Source organism: Pelomicrobium sp. G1 (genome assembly GCF_051905455.1).
In the GTDB taxonomy this organism is placed as follows: Bacteria; Pseudomonadota; Gammaproteobacteria; order Burkholderiales; family UBA6910; genus Pelomicrobium.
Genome location: NZ_JBQACR010000017.1, coordinates 18217 through 33183, shown reverse-complemented (window position 1 = coordinate 33183; position 14967 = coordinate 18217). Strand labels below are relative to the sequence as shown.

12 protein-coding genes, 1 tRNA gene and 3 pseudogenes are annotated in these 14967 nt (G+C 63.1%); 9 read left to right on the top strand and 7 right to left on the bottom strand.

All coding sequences use genetic code 11. From position 1 onward, the window contains the following. Nucleotides 1-21: 21 nt before the first annotated feature. Nucleotides 22-97, top strand: a tRNA-Ala gene (locus tag ACTFO6_RS15140). A gap of 1298 nt (nucleotides 98-1395) precedes the next feature. Here the strand turns inward: ACTFO6_RS15140 and ACTFO6_RS15135 are convergent. Beyond that, on the bottom strand, nucleotides 1396-2634 hold the full coding sequence (locus tag ACTFO6_RS15135; protein ID WP_439935276.1) for an ISL3 family transposase: 1239 nt from the start codon (nucleotides 2632-2634) through the stop codon (nucleotides 1396-1398). A gap of 61 nt (nucleotides 2635-2695) precedes the next feature. Here ACTFO6_RS15135 and ACTFO6_RS15130 point away from each other — a divergent pair, with 61 nt between their 5' ends. The 4 genes and pseudogenes from ACTFO6_RS15130 to ACTFO6_RS15115 all read left to right on the top strand — a co-directional run bounded on the left by ACTFO6_RS15130 (nucleotide 2696) and on the right by ACTFO6_RS15115 (nucleotide 6183). Beyond that, nucleotides 2696-2878, top strand: a complete 183-nt coding sequence (locus tag ACTFO6_RS15130; protein WP_439935275.1) for a hypothetical protein — start codon at nucleotides 2696-2698, stop codon at nucleotides 2876-2878. A 289-nt stretch (nucleotides 2879-3167) separates the two neighbouring features. Then, complete coding sequence (locus ACTFO6_RS15125; protein ID WP_439935274.1) at nucleotides 3168-4067, top strand: DUF3034 family protein; 900 nt, start codon at nucleotides 3168-3170, stop codon at nucleotides 4065-4067. A gap of 33 nt (nucleotides 4068-4100) precedes the next feature. Next, nucleotides 4101-4535 carry a group I truncated hemoglobin gene (locus ACTFO6_RS15120; protein WP_147801039.1) on the top strand — a complete coding sequence of 145 codons (435 nt, stop codon included), beginning with the start codon at nucleotides 4101-4103 and terminating at the stop codon, nucleotides 4533-4535. Nucleotides 4536-4724: 189 nt separating this feature from the next. Continuing rightward, a pseudogene (locus ACTFO6_RS15115) lies at nucleotides 4725-6183 on the top strand (HD-GYP domain-containing protein). Nucleotides 6184-6197: 14 nt separating this feature from the next. On the opposite strand, the gene ACTFO6_RS15110 reads toward ACTFO6_RS15115, so the two are convergent. Continuing rightward, nucleotides 6198-7331 (bottom strand): S1C family serine protease, encoded by a 1134-nt coding sequence (locus ACTFO6_RS15110; RefSeq protein ID WP_439935273.1) that lies wholly within the window; start codon nucleotides 7329-7331, stop codon nucleotides 6198-6200. A gap of 63 nt (nucleotides 7332-7394) precedes the next feature. Then, a complete protein-coding gene (trxC, locus tag ACTFO6_RS15105; protein WP_439935272.1) occupies nucleotides 7395-7829 on the bottom strand; it encodes a thioredoxin TrxC in 435 nt (144 codons plus the stop codon). A 324-nt stretch (nucleotides 7830-8153) separates the two neighbouring features. On the opposite strand from trxC, the gene ACTFO6_RS15100 reads away from it, so the two are divergent. Beyond that, complete coding sequence (locus tag ACTFO6_RS15100) at nucleotides 8154-10169, top strand: VTT domain-containing protein (RefSeq protein ID WP_439935271.1); 2016 nt, start codon at nucleotides 8154-8156, stop codon at nucleotides 10167-10169. A gap of 109 nt (nucleotides 10170-10278) precedes the next feature. Next, nucleotides 10279-10503, top strand: a pseudogene (locus ACTFO6_RS15095) (helix-turn-helix domain-containing protein); the annotation flags it as partial. Between the two features lie 500 nt (nucleotides 10504-11003). On the opposite strand, the pseudogene ACTFO6_RS15090 reads toward ACTFO6_RS15095, so the two are convergent. After that, nucleotides 11004-11642 (bottom strand): annotated as a pseudogene (locus ACTFO6_RS15090) (IS3 family transposase); the annotation flags it as partial. A gap of 27 nt (nucleotides 11643-11669) precedes the next feature. Here ACTFO6_RS15090 and ACTFO6_RS15085 point away from each other — a divergent pair. Further along, entirely contained in the window at nucleotides 11670-11849 is a 180-nt protein-coding gene (locus ACTFO6_RS15085) for a hypothetical protein (RefSeq protein ID WP_439935270.1), read from the top strand. Between the two features lie 435 nt (nucleotides 11850-12284). Here the strand turns inward: ACTFO6_RS15085 and ACTFO6_RS15080 are convergent, their stop codons facing one another. From ACTFO6_RS15080 to ACTFO6_RS15070, 3 genes are read right to left on the bottom strand one after another with little or no spacing between them, the layout of a single operon-like run. Then, nucleotides 12285-12656, bottom strand: a complete 372-nt coding sequence (locus tag ACTFO6_RS15080) for an SCP2 sterol-binding domain-containing protein (RefSeq protein ID WP_439935269.1) — start codon at nucleotides 12654-12656, stop codon at nucleotides 12285-12287. A gap of 46 nt (nucleotides 12657-12702) precedes the next feature. Next, a complete protein-coding gene (locus ACTFO6_RS15075; RefSeq protein WP_439935268.1) occupies nucleotides 12703-13032 on the bottom strand; it encodes a DUF2173 family protein in 330 nt (109 codons plus the stop codon). A 16-nt stretch (nucleotides 13033-13048) separates the two neighbouring features. Beyond that, on the bottom strand, nucleotides 13049-13378 hold the full coding sequence (locus tag ACTFO6_RS15070) for a DUF2173 family protein (RefSeq protein ID WP_439935267.1): 330 nt from the start codon (nucleotides 13376-13378) through the stop codon (nucleotides 13049-13051). Nucleotides 13379-13598: 220 nt separating this feature from the next. Between ACTFO6_RS15070 and ACTFO6_RS15065 the strand changes: the two genes are divergently transcribed. Next, nucleotides 13599-14945, top strand: coding sequence for a sigma-54 interaction domain-containing protein (locus ACTFO6_RS15065; RefSeq protein WP_439935266.1), 1347 nt, complete (start codon nucleotides 13599-13601; stop codon nucleotides 14943-14945). The last annotated feature ends 22 nt before the right edge of the window (nucleotides 14946-14967 follow it).

The window sequence follows — 14967 nt, the reverse complement described above, 5'->3', positions numbered from 1 at the left end:
GGTATCATGTTGCCCCTCCGTGGGGCGGTAGCTCAGCTGGGAGAGCGTCGCGTTCGCAATGCGAAGGTCGGGAGTTCGATCCTCCTCCGCTCCACCAAGATTCCCGAGCCCGGACGTTCTCCGGGCTTTTTTGCGCCCGAGAAAAACGCGAGTTTTCGCGAGGGTTTGGCAAAACCTGCGAAGGGCGCGCGAGGCGGCGAACCCCCCGTCTGGCCGGGTTTGGGCCTCATTTTCCTCTCTGTTCTCCGTTTCTGCGAAGGGCGCCCTTCGCACGATGGCCCGTATTCATGCGGGTCCACGGGCCGGGGTATGAAAGTGAGATTGCCCGGGCGAGGGCGACCGGGGAGAGAAGTTGCGTGCGGCAAGGTGTGCAAATGCGCGATCTGGTAATCGGTTGATGTAATTTGCGCTGTCGGCGGTGCGCGGCGCGGGGAGAACGTCAAGCAAAATCTGCTGCCCAAGCATTGAGCGGCTGCTCGACGAAGAGCTGGACGTCTGGGCGCCGTAGTCGGCGCGGATCATGATCGGTGGTAGAAGCCGAGGATGGGTTAGGTCGAGCAGTGCACCGGCTGCGGCATTAATCAAGAGCTACTGATCGCTTAGCGCGGCAATCAACTATCATGGAGTGGCGACTGGGATTGCCGAGCGGGTCACAGAGCACGTGCGGCGCACCCTCCGGGCTACCGGCCAAGCCTGGACAAGCTATACCGGTTTTTGGACATCGAGGATGCCTTACACCAGTACTGCCTGCGCTGCATCCATGGCTGGAAGGATATCGCCTTGCGGTATGGTATGGATAGGGCGGAATACGCTGCGCAGCACGCGAGGCGAAGATTCACGCCTAATGCGGTAGCCTTATTTGCCCTGGATGCGCCGTTCAGCAGGCCCTACCGCATAGAGCTCGGAGTGCCCGTTTCTCGTGTACTCAAGGCTTACTGGCAAGGTGAACGGTAACGGTATTTGATGCCGTCGGAAACAGGGTACCTCGTCATCGGGGGCGATTACCCGGCGAGAAAATTATGAGTCCGGGAATGCCTCGAGGACCAGGCGCGCGAGCTCTGGGGCCGCAGCGATTTCTTCTCTCTCCCAGTCTTCTGCCCCTTCGCGCAGCTTATGGCGCAGCATCGTAGCGACATAATGACCGCGATCACGGAATTCTTCCCAAGTGCACACCCTATCGAGCCAGGTGCGCTCACCAGGAAACGCCGGCACAGGCACCAACGCCTCGTATCGCGCCCGAAACCGCTCCTCGAATTCCTTTGACCGAGGATCTAGCATGTGGATTTGCCTCTCAAATGCATTTTACTCCGTTATGGCGCACCGATTACTGCCCGACATGCTATTGGTGCGTGCCCGCTCGACATATTGGGTCTTCAGCAAATCGAGTGGGTTGAATCACCAATTTCCGACCCGAGCCGGGTATAGGTCGAGGCCGCCGAGATGAAAGTAGATGGCATTGCGGAAGCGCTCTCGATTGCGAAAGCCCAGCGCCCGGCTCTTTATGCGCTGGATGGGGCTGTTGATGCTCTCGGCATGGCCGTTGTGCACCTTCAAAACGACGGCGTTGATGATGCCCCACAGATGTTTCTTGATGGTCGCAGCCGTTCTTTTTACCGGTTCCAGCCGGCTGCGCACCGCCCAGGCCAGCCAGCGCGCCCAGCCTTTGGCGGCCCAGGTGCGGCTGTTGTAGTGCCACAGGCCCATGGCAAATTCCTTGATGGCCCAGGCACGCGCCGTCTTCAGGCTACTGTCGCGCAATGCACGAAACCGATTCTGCTGCGCGCACGTCCTATTGGCCGGATTGGTGAGCCAGTCATATTTGCTGCCCTTGAGGCAGTCTTCGCCCACGGCCAGCAGGCCGCGATGCTCCTGTCGACGCACCTTGTCCACCGCCTCGCTCAGATACTTTGCGACATGAAACTTATCGAAGGCGATCTTCTCTTCGGCCTGCGGAATGTGCGCCTCGGTGGCGCGGATATAGGCCGGCCACATGTCCATCGCCACCGCCTGGATACGGGCCTTCTGCTCATCGCTCAGCTCGGCGTAGTACGCCGCCAGGCTCTCCGTCTTGCGCTCATCCGCCACGTGCAGCACCACACCACGCTCCTGGTCGGTCACCACCGTCACGTATTCATGGCGCCGGGCAAAAGCCGTCTCGTCCACACTCGGATACTGAGGCGAACTCACCTTGCGCCGGGCCATGCCCCGTTTCACTGCGCGTTGCATCACCCTGTCGATGGCATGCCAGCTCAGTTTCAATTGCCGCGCCACCGCCTGGGTACTCGCCTCTTTCAGCCAGTCGATGATCAGCGCCTCGAACAAAGCCGTGAAGCCCGAACCCGGCTCGGCCCACGGCACAGACACCGTCACCACGCCGTGCTCCGCACACCGCACCCGCGGCACGTCCGCCTCCAGCACCGTCTTGTACTGGCAGGTATCCAGATGCCGCCATCGGCGCCGCCGGCTGTCATAGCCGGGGCTTGGCCGACCACAGTACGGACACGTCCACGTCGCGCCAGGCTCCGGCACGACGTGAACCCGAACCTCCTCGGCTTCGCTCAGCAACTGCACCTCGGCCACCTTCCACGGCGACCGCAATCCAAGAATCTGGGCGTACAGCTCTATGTCTCTCATGGCTCAACAGGCTAAGCTACCCACTCGATCAGGGGAAGAGCCTTTCAATCTGGTGAGCGGTGTGGCGATGCTCGCCGCCAGCGCCCTGGCGGGGTTCCTGTGGGATCGCTTCGGCGCAGCACAGACCTTCATCGTCGGGGCGGCATTCAGCGCGCTGGCGCTGGCGGCGATCTTGTTCCACGGCGGCGGCCCGGGGTCGCGGTCGGAACTGCATCCGAAACGGCCCATTCGATCCCGCTCGTGAGCCGGAACTGATCGACGCGGCCGCTGTTAGTGATCTGAAGTCTCCCGAAGCGCTGCCTGGGGCGGGCAACCACCGCTCGCTCCTCGACCTCGGCGCCGCGGCAGCTTTCTGGCGTGAAGTCGAACCCCCGTGGCCAGCCTCCTTGAATCCAAATGGGGCGCTAAAACGTACTGTGGTTAATGCCAAGCGATGGCGCCGGGGCTGACGGTTCAGTGTCTCCCTTGAGTGCTGCGCTGGCAGGGAAGCCCTCTGGGCCCTGCAACGACGAAAGCGCGAAGGGGAGGTTCCCATGCCCGATCAAGGAAGCAAACCCCGCCGTACCTGGGCGGTCATTGTGAGCGGTGCCATGGTGTGGGCGGGCGCGGTCCACGCCGATAGCCTCTCGTTAGGTAGTGGCGGCAAACTGCTGCTGACCGGAGGTGTGACCCAAATCGAGGGTGCGGCCGGGGGCGGGCTGACGCCCTGGGCAGTCATCGGCGGCTACGGTACCCGCGACCAGCTCGGGGCCAACGCTTTTTTTACCCATGCCCGAACGGGCGACTACCGCTTCCAAGCCGCCGGTGTCCTGGTGGGCCTCTACGATCGTGTCGAGCTTTCCTACGCCCGGCAAAGCTTCGACACGCGGGCGGTCGGCGGTGCCCTGGGGCTGGGCGATGGCTTTAAATTCCATGTGGATGTCTACGGCCTGAAGGTCAAGGTCGCGGGAGACGCGGTGCTCGAGCAGGATACTTGGCTGCCGCAGATTGCCGTCGGCGCGCAGTACAAGAAGAACGATCAGGGCGAAATCGTGCGGGCCGTGGGAGCGAAGCGCGATTCCGGCACCGACTTCTACATCGCGGCGACCAAGCTCTTTCTGGATCAGAGCCTGTTGCTCAACGGCACGCTGCGCGCCACCAAGGCGAATCAGCTCGGCATCCTGGGTTTCGGCGGCGACAAGGAGGACCGCTACAAGCCCCAGTTCGAAGGGTCCGCGGCGCTGCTACTGCGCCGCGACCTGGCGGTCGGCGCCGAGTATCGCTCCAAGCCGAACAATCTTGGCATTGCCAAGGAAGACGACTGGTGGGACGTCTTCGTCGCCTGGGCGCCCACCAAGAACGTGTCGCTCACCGCTGCTTATGTCAATCTGGGCAACGTGGTGATCCGAGACGACCAGAAGGGCCTTTATCTGTCCCTTCAAATCGGTTTCTAAAGCCCTCGCATCCCGCTCAAAGGAGAGTCCGAAATGTCCTTCAGCCGCTGTTCGCGTCGATGGATCGTCCTCATCTTGTTGGTCTTCGGCTGCAGTAGCCTGGCATCGGCCGACGATGCGCTCTACAAGGATTTCGGCGAGAGGCCGGGGCTCGTGCGCATCATGGACGATTTCATGAACAACCTGCTCGCCGATCCTCGCACCCGGCCTTTTTTCGAGAAGGCGAACCAAGAGCGGATCAAGGCGCAGCTGGTGGAGCAGTTTTGCGAGCTCCTGGGCGGGCCCTGCAAGTACGGCGGCCTGGACATGAAGCAGGCCCACGCCCATCTCGCCATCCGCCAGGAGCATTTCAACGCCTTGGTGGAAAACCTGCAAATCGCCATGGATAAACACCAGGTGCCTTTCCGCGCCCAAAACAAGCTGCTCGCCAAGCTAGCACCGATGCATCGCGACGTCATCACCCGATAAGTTGACGGGTGCTTGATTTCGCGAATCAGAGGCTCTACCTCACTCCGTGCCTTCGACTTGGTTTTGTTCTTCGAGTGTTGCGCTTCGTCGATTCTGACCTTTGTTCCTGGCCGAAAACGGGACGTTGATGAGGATGGTATCCACGATGGTGCCAGTGACCCACTTCCAGTCCCGATACTCGAAAATCCGATGAACGCAGCCCAGCAAATCCAATCCAAGGCGCAAACCGATTTCGCGCTTGCAGAAATAATTTCCGCCCTCACTTACGCGCTCGACCTTACTGAGGGCCAGCCCGCGGGACACTGCATCCGTTGCTGCTGGATCGGTTTCCACATTGGCCAGCGGATCGGGATGGACCCGGCGACCTTGTGGGATCTTTACTACACACTGTTGCTCAAGGATGTTGGCTGCAGCAGCAATGCGGCACGGCTGTGCGAGCTCTATGGCCAGGACGACCGCATCACCAAGCGCGACTTCAAATCGGTGGATACGGACAGCCTCGTGCAACTGGTGCAATTTGTGCTCAACCATGCCGGCGTGAAAGGGTCTCTGGCCGACCGCTTCAAGCGGGTGCTGCGGCTCGCCCGTGAAGGCGAGAAACTAGCCACCGAGTTGATCCAGACCCGCTGTGAGCGGGGTGCCGACATTGCCCGGCGCTTGGGTTTCGGCGAAGCCGTGGCCACTGGCATTTACGCTCTTGACGAACACTGGAACGGCCGCGGCAAGCCGCAGGGTCTTAAGGGAGAAGAGATTCCCATCCATGCGCGCATCGCGCTCATGGCGCAGGTGATCGATGTGTTTCATCAAATCGGCGGGCGCAACGCCGCGCTTCGAGAGTTGCGCAATCGCAGCGGTACCTGGTTCGATCCAGCACTGGTGGAGGTAGCCTCCGGCCTGTTTTCCGACGATGTATTCTGGGAATCACTGAAGGTCGACCATTTGGATCGGTTGGTGCAGGAACTGGAACCGGAAGGCCGGTTCCTCATGGTTGACGACGACCTACTTGATGAAATCGCCGAGGCTTTCGGCCAGGTGGTGGACGCGAAGAGTCCTTGGACTGCTGGCCACAGTAAACGGGTTGCCCTGTACGCGGACATCATTGCCACCAAGATGGGCGTCGAGGATTCGCGCCGCCGCTGGCTCAAACGTGGTGCTCTGCTCCACGATCTCGGTAAACTCGGCGTGAGCAATTCCATTCTCGACAAAGAAGGCTCACTGACCCCAGAGGAATGGCAAAGAGGTCCGCCGGCACCCCACCTATACGGAAGAGATCCTGGCGCGCATTTCACCTTTCCGGGAACTCGCCATCATCGCTGGCGCCCATCACGAACGCTTGGATGGCAAGGGGTATCCGAAAGGCCTGGTGGCCAGCGAGCTGACGCTGGAGACCCGCATCATCACCATCAGCGACATCTTTGATGCCCTCACCGCCCCGCGGCCCTACCGTGGTCCGGTCCCGGTCCCAGAGGCCGCGGAAATCATGGGCCGCATGGTCGGCACGGCGCTAGACGCTTGCTGCTACAACGCGCTGATGGAAGGCATCCAGGAAATCCAGCTGGGTGCAAAGCGATCCAGCCAGAGCACCAGGCGAGCAGGGGACCGGACGGACAGACCACTTTCGAGCGGTGAGAATCCGGGGCTCGTTTGATTTGCTGTTGACGCTCAGCTTCCCGCCTGCAGGGTGACGTTCACATCGATCTTGCGACCTTCGCGCAGCAGGTTCAATTTGACCGTGTCGCCGATCTGGAAGTCATCCAGCCGGGCGAGGAGTCTCGCCACGCTGTCCACGGGCTGGTCGTTGATGCCGGTGATGATGTCGCCCGGCACGAAGCGGCCATCGGGCTCCATCCTTGCGCCTCTCAGCCCCGCCGCCTCCGCCGCGGAGCCGGGGTTCACCTTGAGCACCAGCACGCCTTCCACGCCGAGGCGTTGGGTAATGACGCGGTTGAGTCCCTCGTCCACCTCGATGCCCAGAGCGGGTCGCACGTACCTGCCGCGGGCGATGAGCTGGGGCACCACCCGGTTGACGGTGTCCACCGGGACAGCAAAGCCCACGCCAGCGAAGGCCCCGGAGGGACTGTAGATGGCGGTGTTGACGCCGATGAGCCGACCGGCGGAATCCAACAAGGGGCCGCCCGAGTTGCCGGGGTTGATCGCGGCATCGGTCTGGATCAGGTGCTCGATGAGGCTCTGGCCGTCCTCCGCGGGTAGCGACCGGTCCAGGGCGGAAACGATGCCCGTGGTGAGCGTCCAGTCCAGGCCGAAGGGGTTGCCGATGGCGAACACCTTCTGCCCGACCTTGAGGTCGTGGCTGGTTCCCAGGGGTACCGGCGGCGGCCGGTTAGGGCCGACGCCGATGCGCAGCACCGCCAGATCGTGGGCAGGGCTTGCGCCCACGAGCGCAGCGCCGTAGTCGCGGCCGTCGCTCAGGCGCACGCGGGCTTCCGACGCTCCGGCGATCACGTGGTAGTTGGTCACCACGTGACCCTTCTCGTCCCAGATGAAGCCCGAGCCCGTGCCCCGGGGGATGGTGAAAATATTGCGCGTCCACAGATCCACCACCCGCTCGCGGGTGGTGATGTAGACGACCGAATCCTTGGTCTTCTCGAACAGCTCGATGGTGGCTTTTTCGTCGGCCGCGAGGTCCCCTCGGGGCGTCACCACCCGGGGGCTCGCCTGGACACCCCAAAAGGCCTGCTCAATCCAGGGCAGCGCCTGCCATACGAACAGCAGGGCGGCTGCGGCAACCGTCAGGAGAAGAAAGCCGTAGAGAAACGGGTTTCGACTTGGGCGCATGTCGGTCACTCCTCTTGGGCTGGGGCCGGAAGCAGGGGCCGCCCGGCGGTGATTTTGTCTGGATCAGCGCTGCGCCTGGACCCAGCGCACGATATCTGCCGCTCCCATGGCGCCGGCCTGCCGGGCGACTTCGTCCCCGCCCTTGAACAGGGCCAGCGTCGGGATGCTACGGATGTGGTATTGAGCACTCAGCGCTTGTTCTTCCTCCGTGTTCACCTTGGCCAGGCGCACGTGGGGCTCCAGCAGTTTGGCGGCCTGGGCGAAGTGGGGTGCCATCATCCGGCACGGGCCGCACCAAGGTGCCCAGAAATCCACCAGGACGGGGATATCGCTGCGCGTGATGTGCTGGGCGAAGTGGGCAGCGGTCAGCTCCACCGGCTGACCGGTGAACAGCGGCTGGTGGCATTGACCGCAGTTCGGGCGCTCCGCCAGCCGGGCCGCGGGCACGCGGTTGACCGCATGGCAGTGGGGGCAGACGAGATGTAGCGAATCGTTCATGAATGCTCCTTGAGTGCCTGAATGCTCATGATATGGGGCCGGCGCTACCGGCTGCCAAGAGGGTGGGCGGGGCACGGAGACGATTGTGCGAATCGGGGCAGAAAAGGCCGCAACCGACTGCCAAGGCCGGAAAGCGGCGATTTGCCTTTCGGCTGGGGAGCCTATAAGTTTGGGCAAACGGTGGACGTCACGTGACCCGAATCCCGATGGCCGTATTCCGTCTCGTACGAAGCCGGAGTACCGAAGACCTGGAGCGTGGAGCCCTCGCGCGAAGCCAGCGTCCAAGCTCGACCGGACCGTTCAAACTGAGTCGTCGAGCGTGACATGACCGGTGACATCCAAAGTTTTCTCGATTTCGTCAGCCTGCATCCGCATCTGGCGGGCTTGATCACCTTTCTGACGGCGGCAGCGGAAGCGATCGCCATCGTCGGCTCGCTGGTGCCCGGCACCACGATCCTGATCGGTATCGGGGCGCTGGTCGGATACGGGCACCTCGAGCTCTGGCCGATCCTTGCCTGGGCGGTTGCCGGTGCGGTTGTGGGCGACGGGATCTCCTACTGGATCGGCCACGCCTACAAGGAGAGCATCCGCCAGCGGTGGCCGTTTTCCCGGCGGCCCGAATTGATCGACCGGGGCGAGGCCTTTTTCCTACGCTACGGCGCGCTCAGCGTGGTGGTCGGTCGCTTCGTGCCGGTGATGCGGGCGATCGTGCCCGTCGTCGCCGGGATCCTGGGCATGCGCCCGCTCCGGTTCTATGTCGCGAACATCGCATCGGCTTTGCTTTGGGCCCCGGCGCACATTCTCCCCGGCGTGCTCGCCGGCGCAGCGCTGGGCGGGCTGGGCCTCGTCAGCAAACGCCTCGTCATCGTCCTGGTGGGTCTGGCGGTGTTGGCCTTGCTGCTCGTGTGGCTCGCGAAATTTCTAGTGGCGGTGAGCCTGCGTTACTTGCCCCGCGCCCAGTCGGCCGTGGCACGGTGGGCCGATGCGCGCCGGGGCAGGCCCGCAGGCGCGATCTTTTGGCTGGTCTCCGCGGATCATGCCGATTTCCGTCTGCTCGTCCTTCTGACGGCGGTCCTCATCGGCTCAGTCGTTGGATTGGCGGCCCTCTTCGAGGGTGTCGTCAGCGGGGGAGCCCTCGTCCGCTTTGACCACGCTTTCAGTCAGTTCGTGCAAGCGCTGCGGACGGTGTGGACCGATGCGGTCATGGTCGCCGTCACCCTGCTCGGAGACAGCTCCGTCACCGCTTCGGTCGCCGTCGTCGCCTCCGCCGTCTTGCTGGCTCATCGGCGGGGCCGCCTTGCGGCCGGGCTGCTCGTCGTTGTGCTGAGTTCAGTGGTCTTTGTCCAGGGCATGAAGTGGGTCATCGACGCGGTGCGGCCGATCGACTTCGCCCGGGGGGCGAGCGCTTTTTCTTTTCCGAGCGGGCACGCGACCCTGGCAGCGGCCTTGTATGGTGCCCTCGGCTGGCTTTTCGCGCGCGGCCTGAAGGGCATCGGCAGGAAGCTCGTGCTCGCCACCCTTGCCGGCTTGATCGCGGCGATCGCGTTTTCCCGCGTCTACCTGGCAGCGCACGGGCCTTCCGACGTCGCCGCCGGCTTGGTCTTCGGCGCCGGCGTCACCGCCGCGTTCGCGCTGGTTTTTCGGGACACCGGCCTGCCTTCCCGGGCCGTCCTCGGGTTGCTCGCCGCGTGCGGGACCGCCTTCGTCCTCGTGGGCGCCTGGCATGTCGTTCGCAACTTCGAAGCCGGCCTGGCGGCCTACGCCCGGCGGCCCCCTCAACCCGTGACATTGACTTCAGCCTGGCGGGAGGGCGGCTGGAGAGAGCTTCCCTCCGCGCGCATCGACATCGCCGGGGAGGCCGAGGAACCGTTTCTATTGCAATGGCGGGGAAGCGGCGCGTCCCTGGCCGCCCAGCTTGAGGGCCACGGCTGGGTACAACCGCCGCCCTGGTCGCTGGAGACACTGAACGGTTTCGTCGAGGCGAGCACGGCCGCAACGGCGCTGCCCGTTGTCCCCGTGTTCCACGACGGGCATCGACCCGCCGTCACCTTGATCCGGGCTGGGCAGTGGGCGGGCGGGGCCGGACGCTTCGTCTTGCGGGCGTGGCCGCAAGGAATCCGCGAACCCGACGGCAGTCGGTCGACCCTGCTGCTCGCTTCCATCGTATTCGAGGAGGTCCAGCATCCTTGGGGGCAACTCTCGATCCCCCTGCGGTCAAAGCGCGCGGCCTGTGACGGCGATGCGCTGCTCCTGCCCCTGCCGAAGGCCCAGGCTGTGGGGAGCGCGCGAGGCGCTGACGCAGGCACTTGCAACGGGCGAACCATCCTGGCCCAGCCATGAACTTGTTCACCGGGTAACTTTCTCAATGCCCAGACGCTGCGCCAGCGTAGCCCCCCGCGATGCATAAGTTCAGAAACCTTTGGCACTCCTTCGAGTTTGGAGGAGGGCCATGCAAGTTCAGGGAATTGGATACGGAATCCGGGGGTTTTACCGGGTAGCGAAGCTCGGGCATCTTTGGGAGATGACCCCCCAAGATGCCCAACGAAGACTCCAAATCCTGCGCTTCTGGGACAAACACGGCCTGCAAGCCACCCGGGATGCCTTCGGGGTTTGCCGAAGGACGCTTTATCGGTGGAAGCAGGCCCTGCGCGAGGCCGGGTTCGATCCGGCGGCGCTGGCGGCGAAGTCCTGCGCGCCCAAAAGGCTCAGAGCCCCCAAGACCGATGCGCGGCTGGTGGCCGAGATCAGACGGCTGCGCCGCCTTCATCCCAACCTCGGCAAGGAAAAGCTCCACGTCCTGCTTGCCCCCTGGTGCGAGGAAAGGCGCATGAGGCTGCCGTCGGTGTCCACCCTCGGCAGGATCATCCAGCGCGCCCCGGACAGGATGCGCCACGCACCCACCAGGCTGGACAGCCGGGGCCATCGCTCACCCCTGCGACGACCCGTCAAACCCAGAAAGCCCAAGAGGGTCTGGGCTAAGCCTCTGGAAGTGTTGGCCGTTGACACCATCGAGCGCATCCGCGATGGCTTGCGTCGCTACCTCGCGACCTTCATCGGCCCCGTCTCCCACTTCGCCTTCGCGTGGGCCACCTCCTCCAAGCACGCCCGTCACACCGCGCGCGCCTTGACACTCGGACTGTCGCTCATGCCGCAACAGCCCCAAACCCTGCTCTCCGACAACGGAACCGAATTGCCGTACTCGGCGAGCCTGGCCTGGAACGCATGGCTCGCGTACTGGCCGCCCCGGTTCGAGTGGTGGATCAGACCAGGCGCAGGCTTCCTGCGGAACCAGGCCATGGTCAGCGCATCGACCACAATATCCGCCGTCATGCGCGGCTTGGTCGCCCAGCCGACGATCTCGCGGTTGAACAGGTCGATCACCACCGCCAGGTACAGCCAGCCTTCGTCCGTCCGGAGGTAGGTCAGGTCCGCCGTCCACACCGGATTCGGCGCTGCCGGTGCGAAGTTTCTTTCCAACAGGTTCGCTGCCACCGGCAGGTCGTGTTTCGAGTCCGTGGTGGCCTTGTAGCGGCGCTTGTGCCGCGCCCGGATGCCGTTCTCGCGCATCAGTCGTCCCACCCGCTCCTTGGACGCCTTGAAGCCGCGTCCGCGAACCTCGTCGACTATCCTCGGGCTGCCGTAGGCCCCCTTGAACTGCGCGTGGATGGCGCGGATTAGCGCCAGTAACTGGTCATCGGTCAGCCGCTGCCGATTAGGCCTGCCGCCGCGTTTCCAGGCCCGGTAGCCGCTGATGCTGACCTCCAGCGTGTCGCACAGCGCGACCAGCGGGTATTGCTTCACGTGCTGATCGATCTCCAAATTTGGACAGCATTGATCGCGATGCTGCTCCTGCGCTACTTGCAACTGTCCTCTCGCTTCGGTTGGAACCTGGCCAACCTCGTAGCGCTCCTGCGCATGAATCTGTTCACCCATCGCGATTTGATGGCCTGGCTCGATAAGCCCTTCGCCATCCCGCCCGATCCCCAGGACAACCCGCAGGCCACTTTGACCTTCGCCTGATCTTGGACAGCATCCGAGGCATTATCTTGAAAACCTGCGATCACCCGTCCAAAACCCGCATCAATTCAAGAGGGTCTTCACCGGGCTTTGGCTATTTTGGACAGTAATGCCCCGATGAGATGCTCAACGCCGACCTCCAAGGTCGTCGTGTCCAGCAAGGCCCCGGCCCGCGCCAAAGGCGACCTGAAGAAGGCCACCATCAGCCATCTGCGCAGGCTGCTAAAAATCGCCCAAACGGGTGATGCCTTATTTCCAGCATAGACCCGTCCGGTATGCCGCATGAATCCAGTTCATTCGTTTCGGATCAATAGATCTCTTGCTGCGCCTGGTCGCGCCAAGCGGGCCGGGCTCAAACCGAAGACGTGTCAAAAAACTCCGTGCCCCGCGGTTCGTGCCTTCGCCACGCCAGGCACCAAGCGATCATGCGACGTAGCTTCAGGTCTTACCCAAGAGAGCGATGCTCTGTTCGAAGGGGCCCATGTACTTCATGGCGGTGATCATGGAACCCTGGAACTTGAGTTTCTTGGTGAGCAGGGCGGCTCGGCCCGAGAGGGATCCATCGCGCAGGCGCTGCCAGTTCTCGGCGCTGGCTTTCATCACGAAATCCGGCTTGCGCGGCGCGTCTTTGAAGGCCGTGGAAACAACGCGGCCATCCAGCACTTCGATAAAGGCGCTGGGGCGGCATCCATCCTCCCAGCCGTATTCGATCAAGGCGTTGAAGCCTTTGAGGCCAGCCACCAAGGCCTCATTGCGGTTCCACAACTCTTTGTAACGTTCGGCCCAGTGGGCCGACAAAAAATCGTCCATTGTTTCTCCTAAAAAAACCGGCCGGAAAAGCCGGCCGGATGCGGCATCAGGCCGCGGAAAGCGCCTTAAAGATTTCGTTGAAGGAGGCTTCGCCCACACGCGCGAAGACCCCCGTGTTGCCCATAACGCACACCGCGTACTTGGGACCGGCTACGGCAAAACCCGTGGCGGGCGTCCAGCCGGATTCTCCGCTCATGGCGGTGTAGCCATCGGCTTGCATGCGGGCCATGTGCATGTTGGCGGCGCACATGGCGGCGGCCATGGCGGCCTCGTCCTCGGTGATGTCGCCGGCGTAGCCGGTCAGCTTACCGTCGTCGGAGAAGGTGCCCGCGGCGAACACGCCCTTGATTTTGAGAAGCAGGTTCAGATCGGCCATGATGATCTCCTTCTCGTTACAGGGACGCCAGGATGGCGAAGGCTTTGTCGAAATCGGTGTCCTTATTCTTCACGAACACCCCCACGTTGCCCACGATCAGGGCTGAGTTCTCCGGTCCGGAGACGGCGAAGCCGCGTGCCGGTTCGAAGCCGTCCTTACCCGTGTAGGCTGTCCAGCCCGAGGCTTCCATCTTGGCCATGAGCATGTTGGCCGCGCACATCTGGGCCGCTATCTTCGCCGCCTGCAGCGAGATGTTGCCCACGTAGTTGACAAGCTCGCCGGTGGGCGAGAACTCCCCGGCGGCAAACGCCCCCGGGATGCTCATTGCTTTCATGAGATCTGCCATCGTTCACTCTCCTTGGGTTTGACTGAAACAGGGATTATCCCTGCGCCCAAGACAAGAGCAGCGCCCATGCCAGGAATGAAGTTCACATAAAATCAATTGGTTATGTACACACCGCGGCACCGATGTTGCAAGCAAGTGTTGCTGACTTGCTGCATCTAGAATTGATATCCTTGTAAATCAAATGGTTGAAAAATACGTTGCCGTTGCGCAACATCACTGCATGCGGGAATTGCTGCAAAACGAGGAGATTCTGGAGGGCTTGCTGGCAGGCATCGACCAGGGCGTGCTGCTCGCCACGGTGGAGGGGCAGATTCTCTTTGTCAACGACGCCTTGCGCCATTTGTTGGAACTTCCCGTAGGTGAGACGCCCCGCAGCCTCAACGACGTGGGCGGGTTGAATCTCAAGCTCGCCATCACCCGCGGGCTCATCGAACACGGTTTCAACGACGCGGTAAGCCGGCGCCAGAAAGGGGTGGTGGAACTGGAACGCTGGCTAGATCTGCCCTCGGGCCGGCGCTGCTTCTGTCTGCGTACCGGCATCATCGAGCGGGAGCGGGGCGGTTCAGTGCGGCTGGTGCTGCTGCGCGACGTGACGGAAATGGCCCGCCTGCGCGAAGGTATAACGGGCGGCTCGGGTCAAAACTTCATCACCCGCGATCCGCGCATGCTGGAAGTGCTGCGCCAGTTGCGCCAGGCCGCGCCCACAGAGGCCTATGTGTTGATGCAGGGCGAGTCCGGCACGGGCAAAAACGTGCTTGCGCGCCAATTGCACCGATTGAGCCCGCGCGCCGCCCAGCCGCTTGTGGAAGTCAACTGCGCCGCCATTCCCTCCGAGCTTTTGGAGTCCGAGTTCTTCGGCCACGTGAAGGGGGCTTTCACGGGCGCGGCCAGCGACCGCGCAGGCCGCTTCGCAGCGGCCGACCATGGCACGCTGTTTCTGGACGAAGTGGGTGAGGTGCCTCTCCACTTGCAGGCAAAATTCCTGAAGGCGGTGCAGGAAAGAAGTTTCGAGCCGGTGGGCTCCAACCGTAGCAAGACGGTGGATGTGCGCATCGTCTCCGCTTCCAACCGCAACCTCAAGGACGCCGTGGAGGCGCGGCAATTTCGCGCGGACCTCTACTACCGCCTGTCAGTGATCACCCTGCACATCCCACCGCTGCGCGCGCGCAAGGCGGACATTCCCCTGCTTATTGACCATTTTCTGGACCGGCTCCACACCCGCGGCTACGCCCGCGCGGTGCTCGCGCCCGAGGCCTTGCGCCTGCTTCTCGACTATCCCTGGCCGGGCAACGTGCGCGAACTGGAAAATGCCCTAGAGCACGCCTTGATCTGCGCCGTGGGTGGGGTGATCCAGCCGGAGAGCTTGCCCCAGGACATTCGCGACTATCACGGCCAGGGCGGGGCGCCCGCCGCAGTCCCCAAGAGCGAGGATGCCGACAGCCACCTGCGCGGCCAGATCTTGTTCGCCCTCAAACGCTGCGACGGCAACAAGGCCGCTGCGGCGAAGATGCTGGGGATCGACCGCACCACCCTATGGCGACGCATGCGCCGCTTGGGATTGGCCTGACGAGCGCTTCCATCCCTCGCGA

What these genes read in the sequence shown, in the direction of transcription:
- ACTFO6_RS15135 (WP_439935276.1), bottom strand. Translation starts at nt 2,634, where the DNA reads ATGAGAGACATAGAGCTGTACGCCCAGATTCTTGGATTGCGGTCGCCG.
- ACTFO6_RS15125 (WP_439935274.1), top strand. Translation starts at nt 3,168, where the DNA reads ATGCCCGATCAAGGAAGCAAACCCCGCCGTACCTGGGCGGTCATTGTG.
- ACTFO6_RS15120 (WP_147801039.1), top strand. Translation starts at nt 4,101, where the DNA reads ATGTCCTTCAGCCGCTGTTCGCGTCGATGGATCGTCCTCATCTTGTTG.
- ACTFO6_RS15110 (WP_439935273.1), bottom strand. Translation starts at nt 7,331, where the DNA reads ATGCGCCCAAGTCGAAACCCGTTTCTCTACGGCTTTCTTCTCCTGACG.
- trxC (WP_439935272.1), bottom strand. Translation starts at nt 7,829, where the DNA reads ATGAACGATTCGCTACATCTCGTCTGCCCCCACTGCCATGCGGTCAAC.
- ACTFO6_RS15100 (WP_439935271.1), top strand. Translation starts at nt 8,154, where the DNA reads ATGACCGGTGACATCCAAAGTTTTCTCGATTTCGTCAGCCTGCATCCG.
- ACTFO6_RS15085 (WP_439935270.1), top strand. Translation starts at nt 11,670, where the DNA reads ATGCTGCTCCTGCGCTACTTGCAACTGTCCTCTCGCTTCGGTTGGAAC.
- ACTFO6_RS15080 (WP_439935269.1), bottom strand. Translation starts at nt 12,656, where the DNA reads ATGGACGATTTTTTGTCGGCCCACTGGGCCGAACGTTACAAAGAGTTG.
- ACTFO6_RS15075 (WP_439935268.1), bottom strand. Translation starts at nt 13,032, where the DNA reads ATGGCCGATCTGAACCTGCTTCTCAAAATCAAGGGCGTGTTCGCCGCG.
- ACTFO6_RS15070 (WP_439935267.1), bottom strand. Translation starts at nt 13,378, where the DNA reads ATGGCAGATCTCATGAAAGCAATGAGCATCCCGGGGGCGTTTGCCGCC.
- ACTFO6_RS15065 (WP_439935266.1), top strand. Translation starts at nt 13,599, where the DNA reads ATGCGGGAATTGCTGCAAAACGAGGAGATTCTGGAGGGCTTGCTGGCA.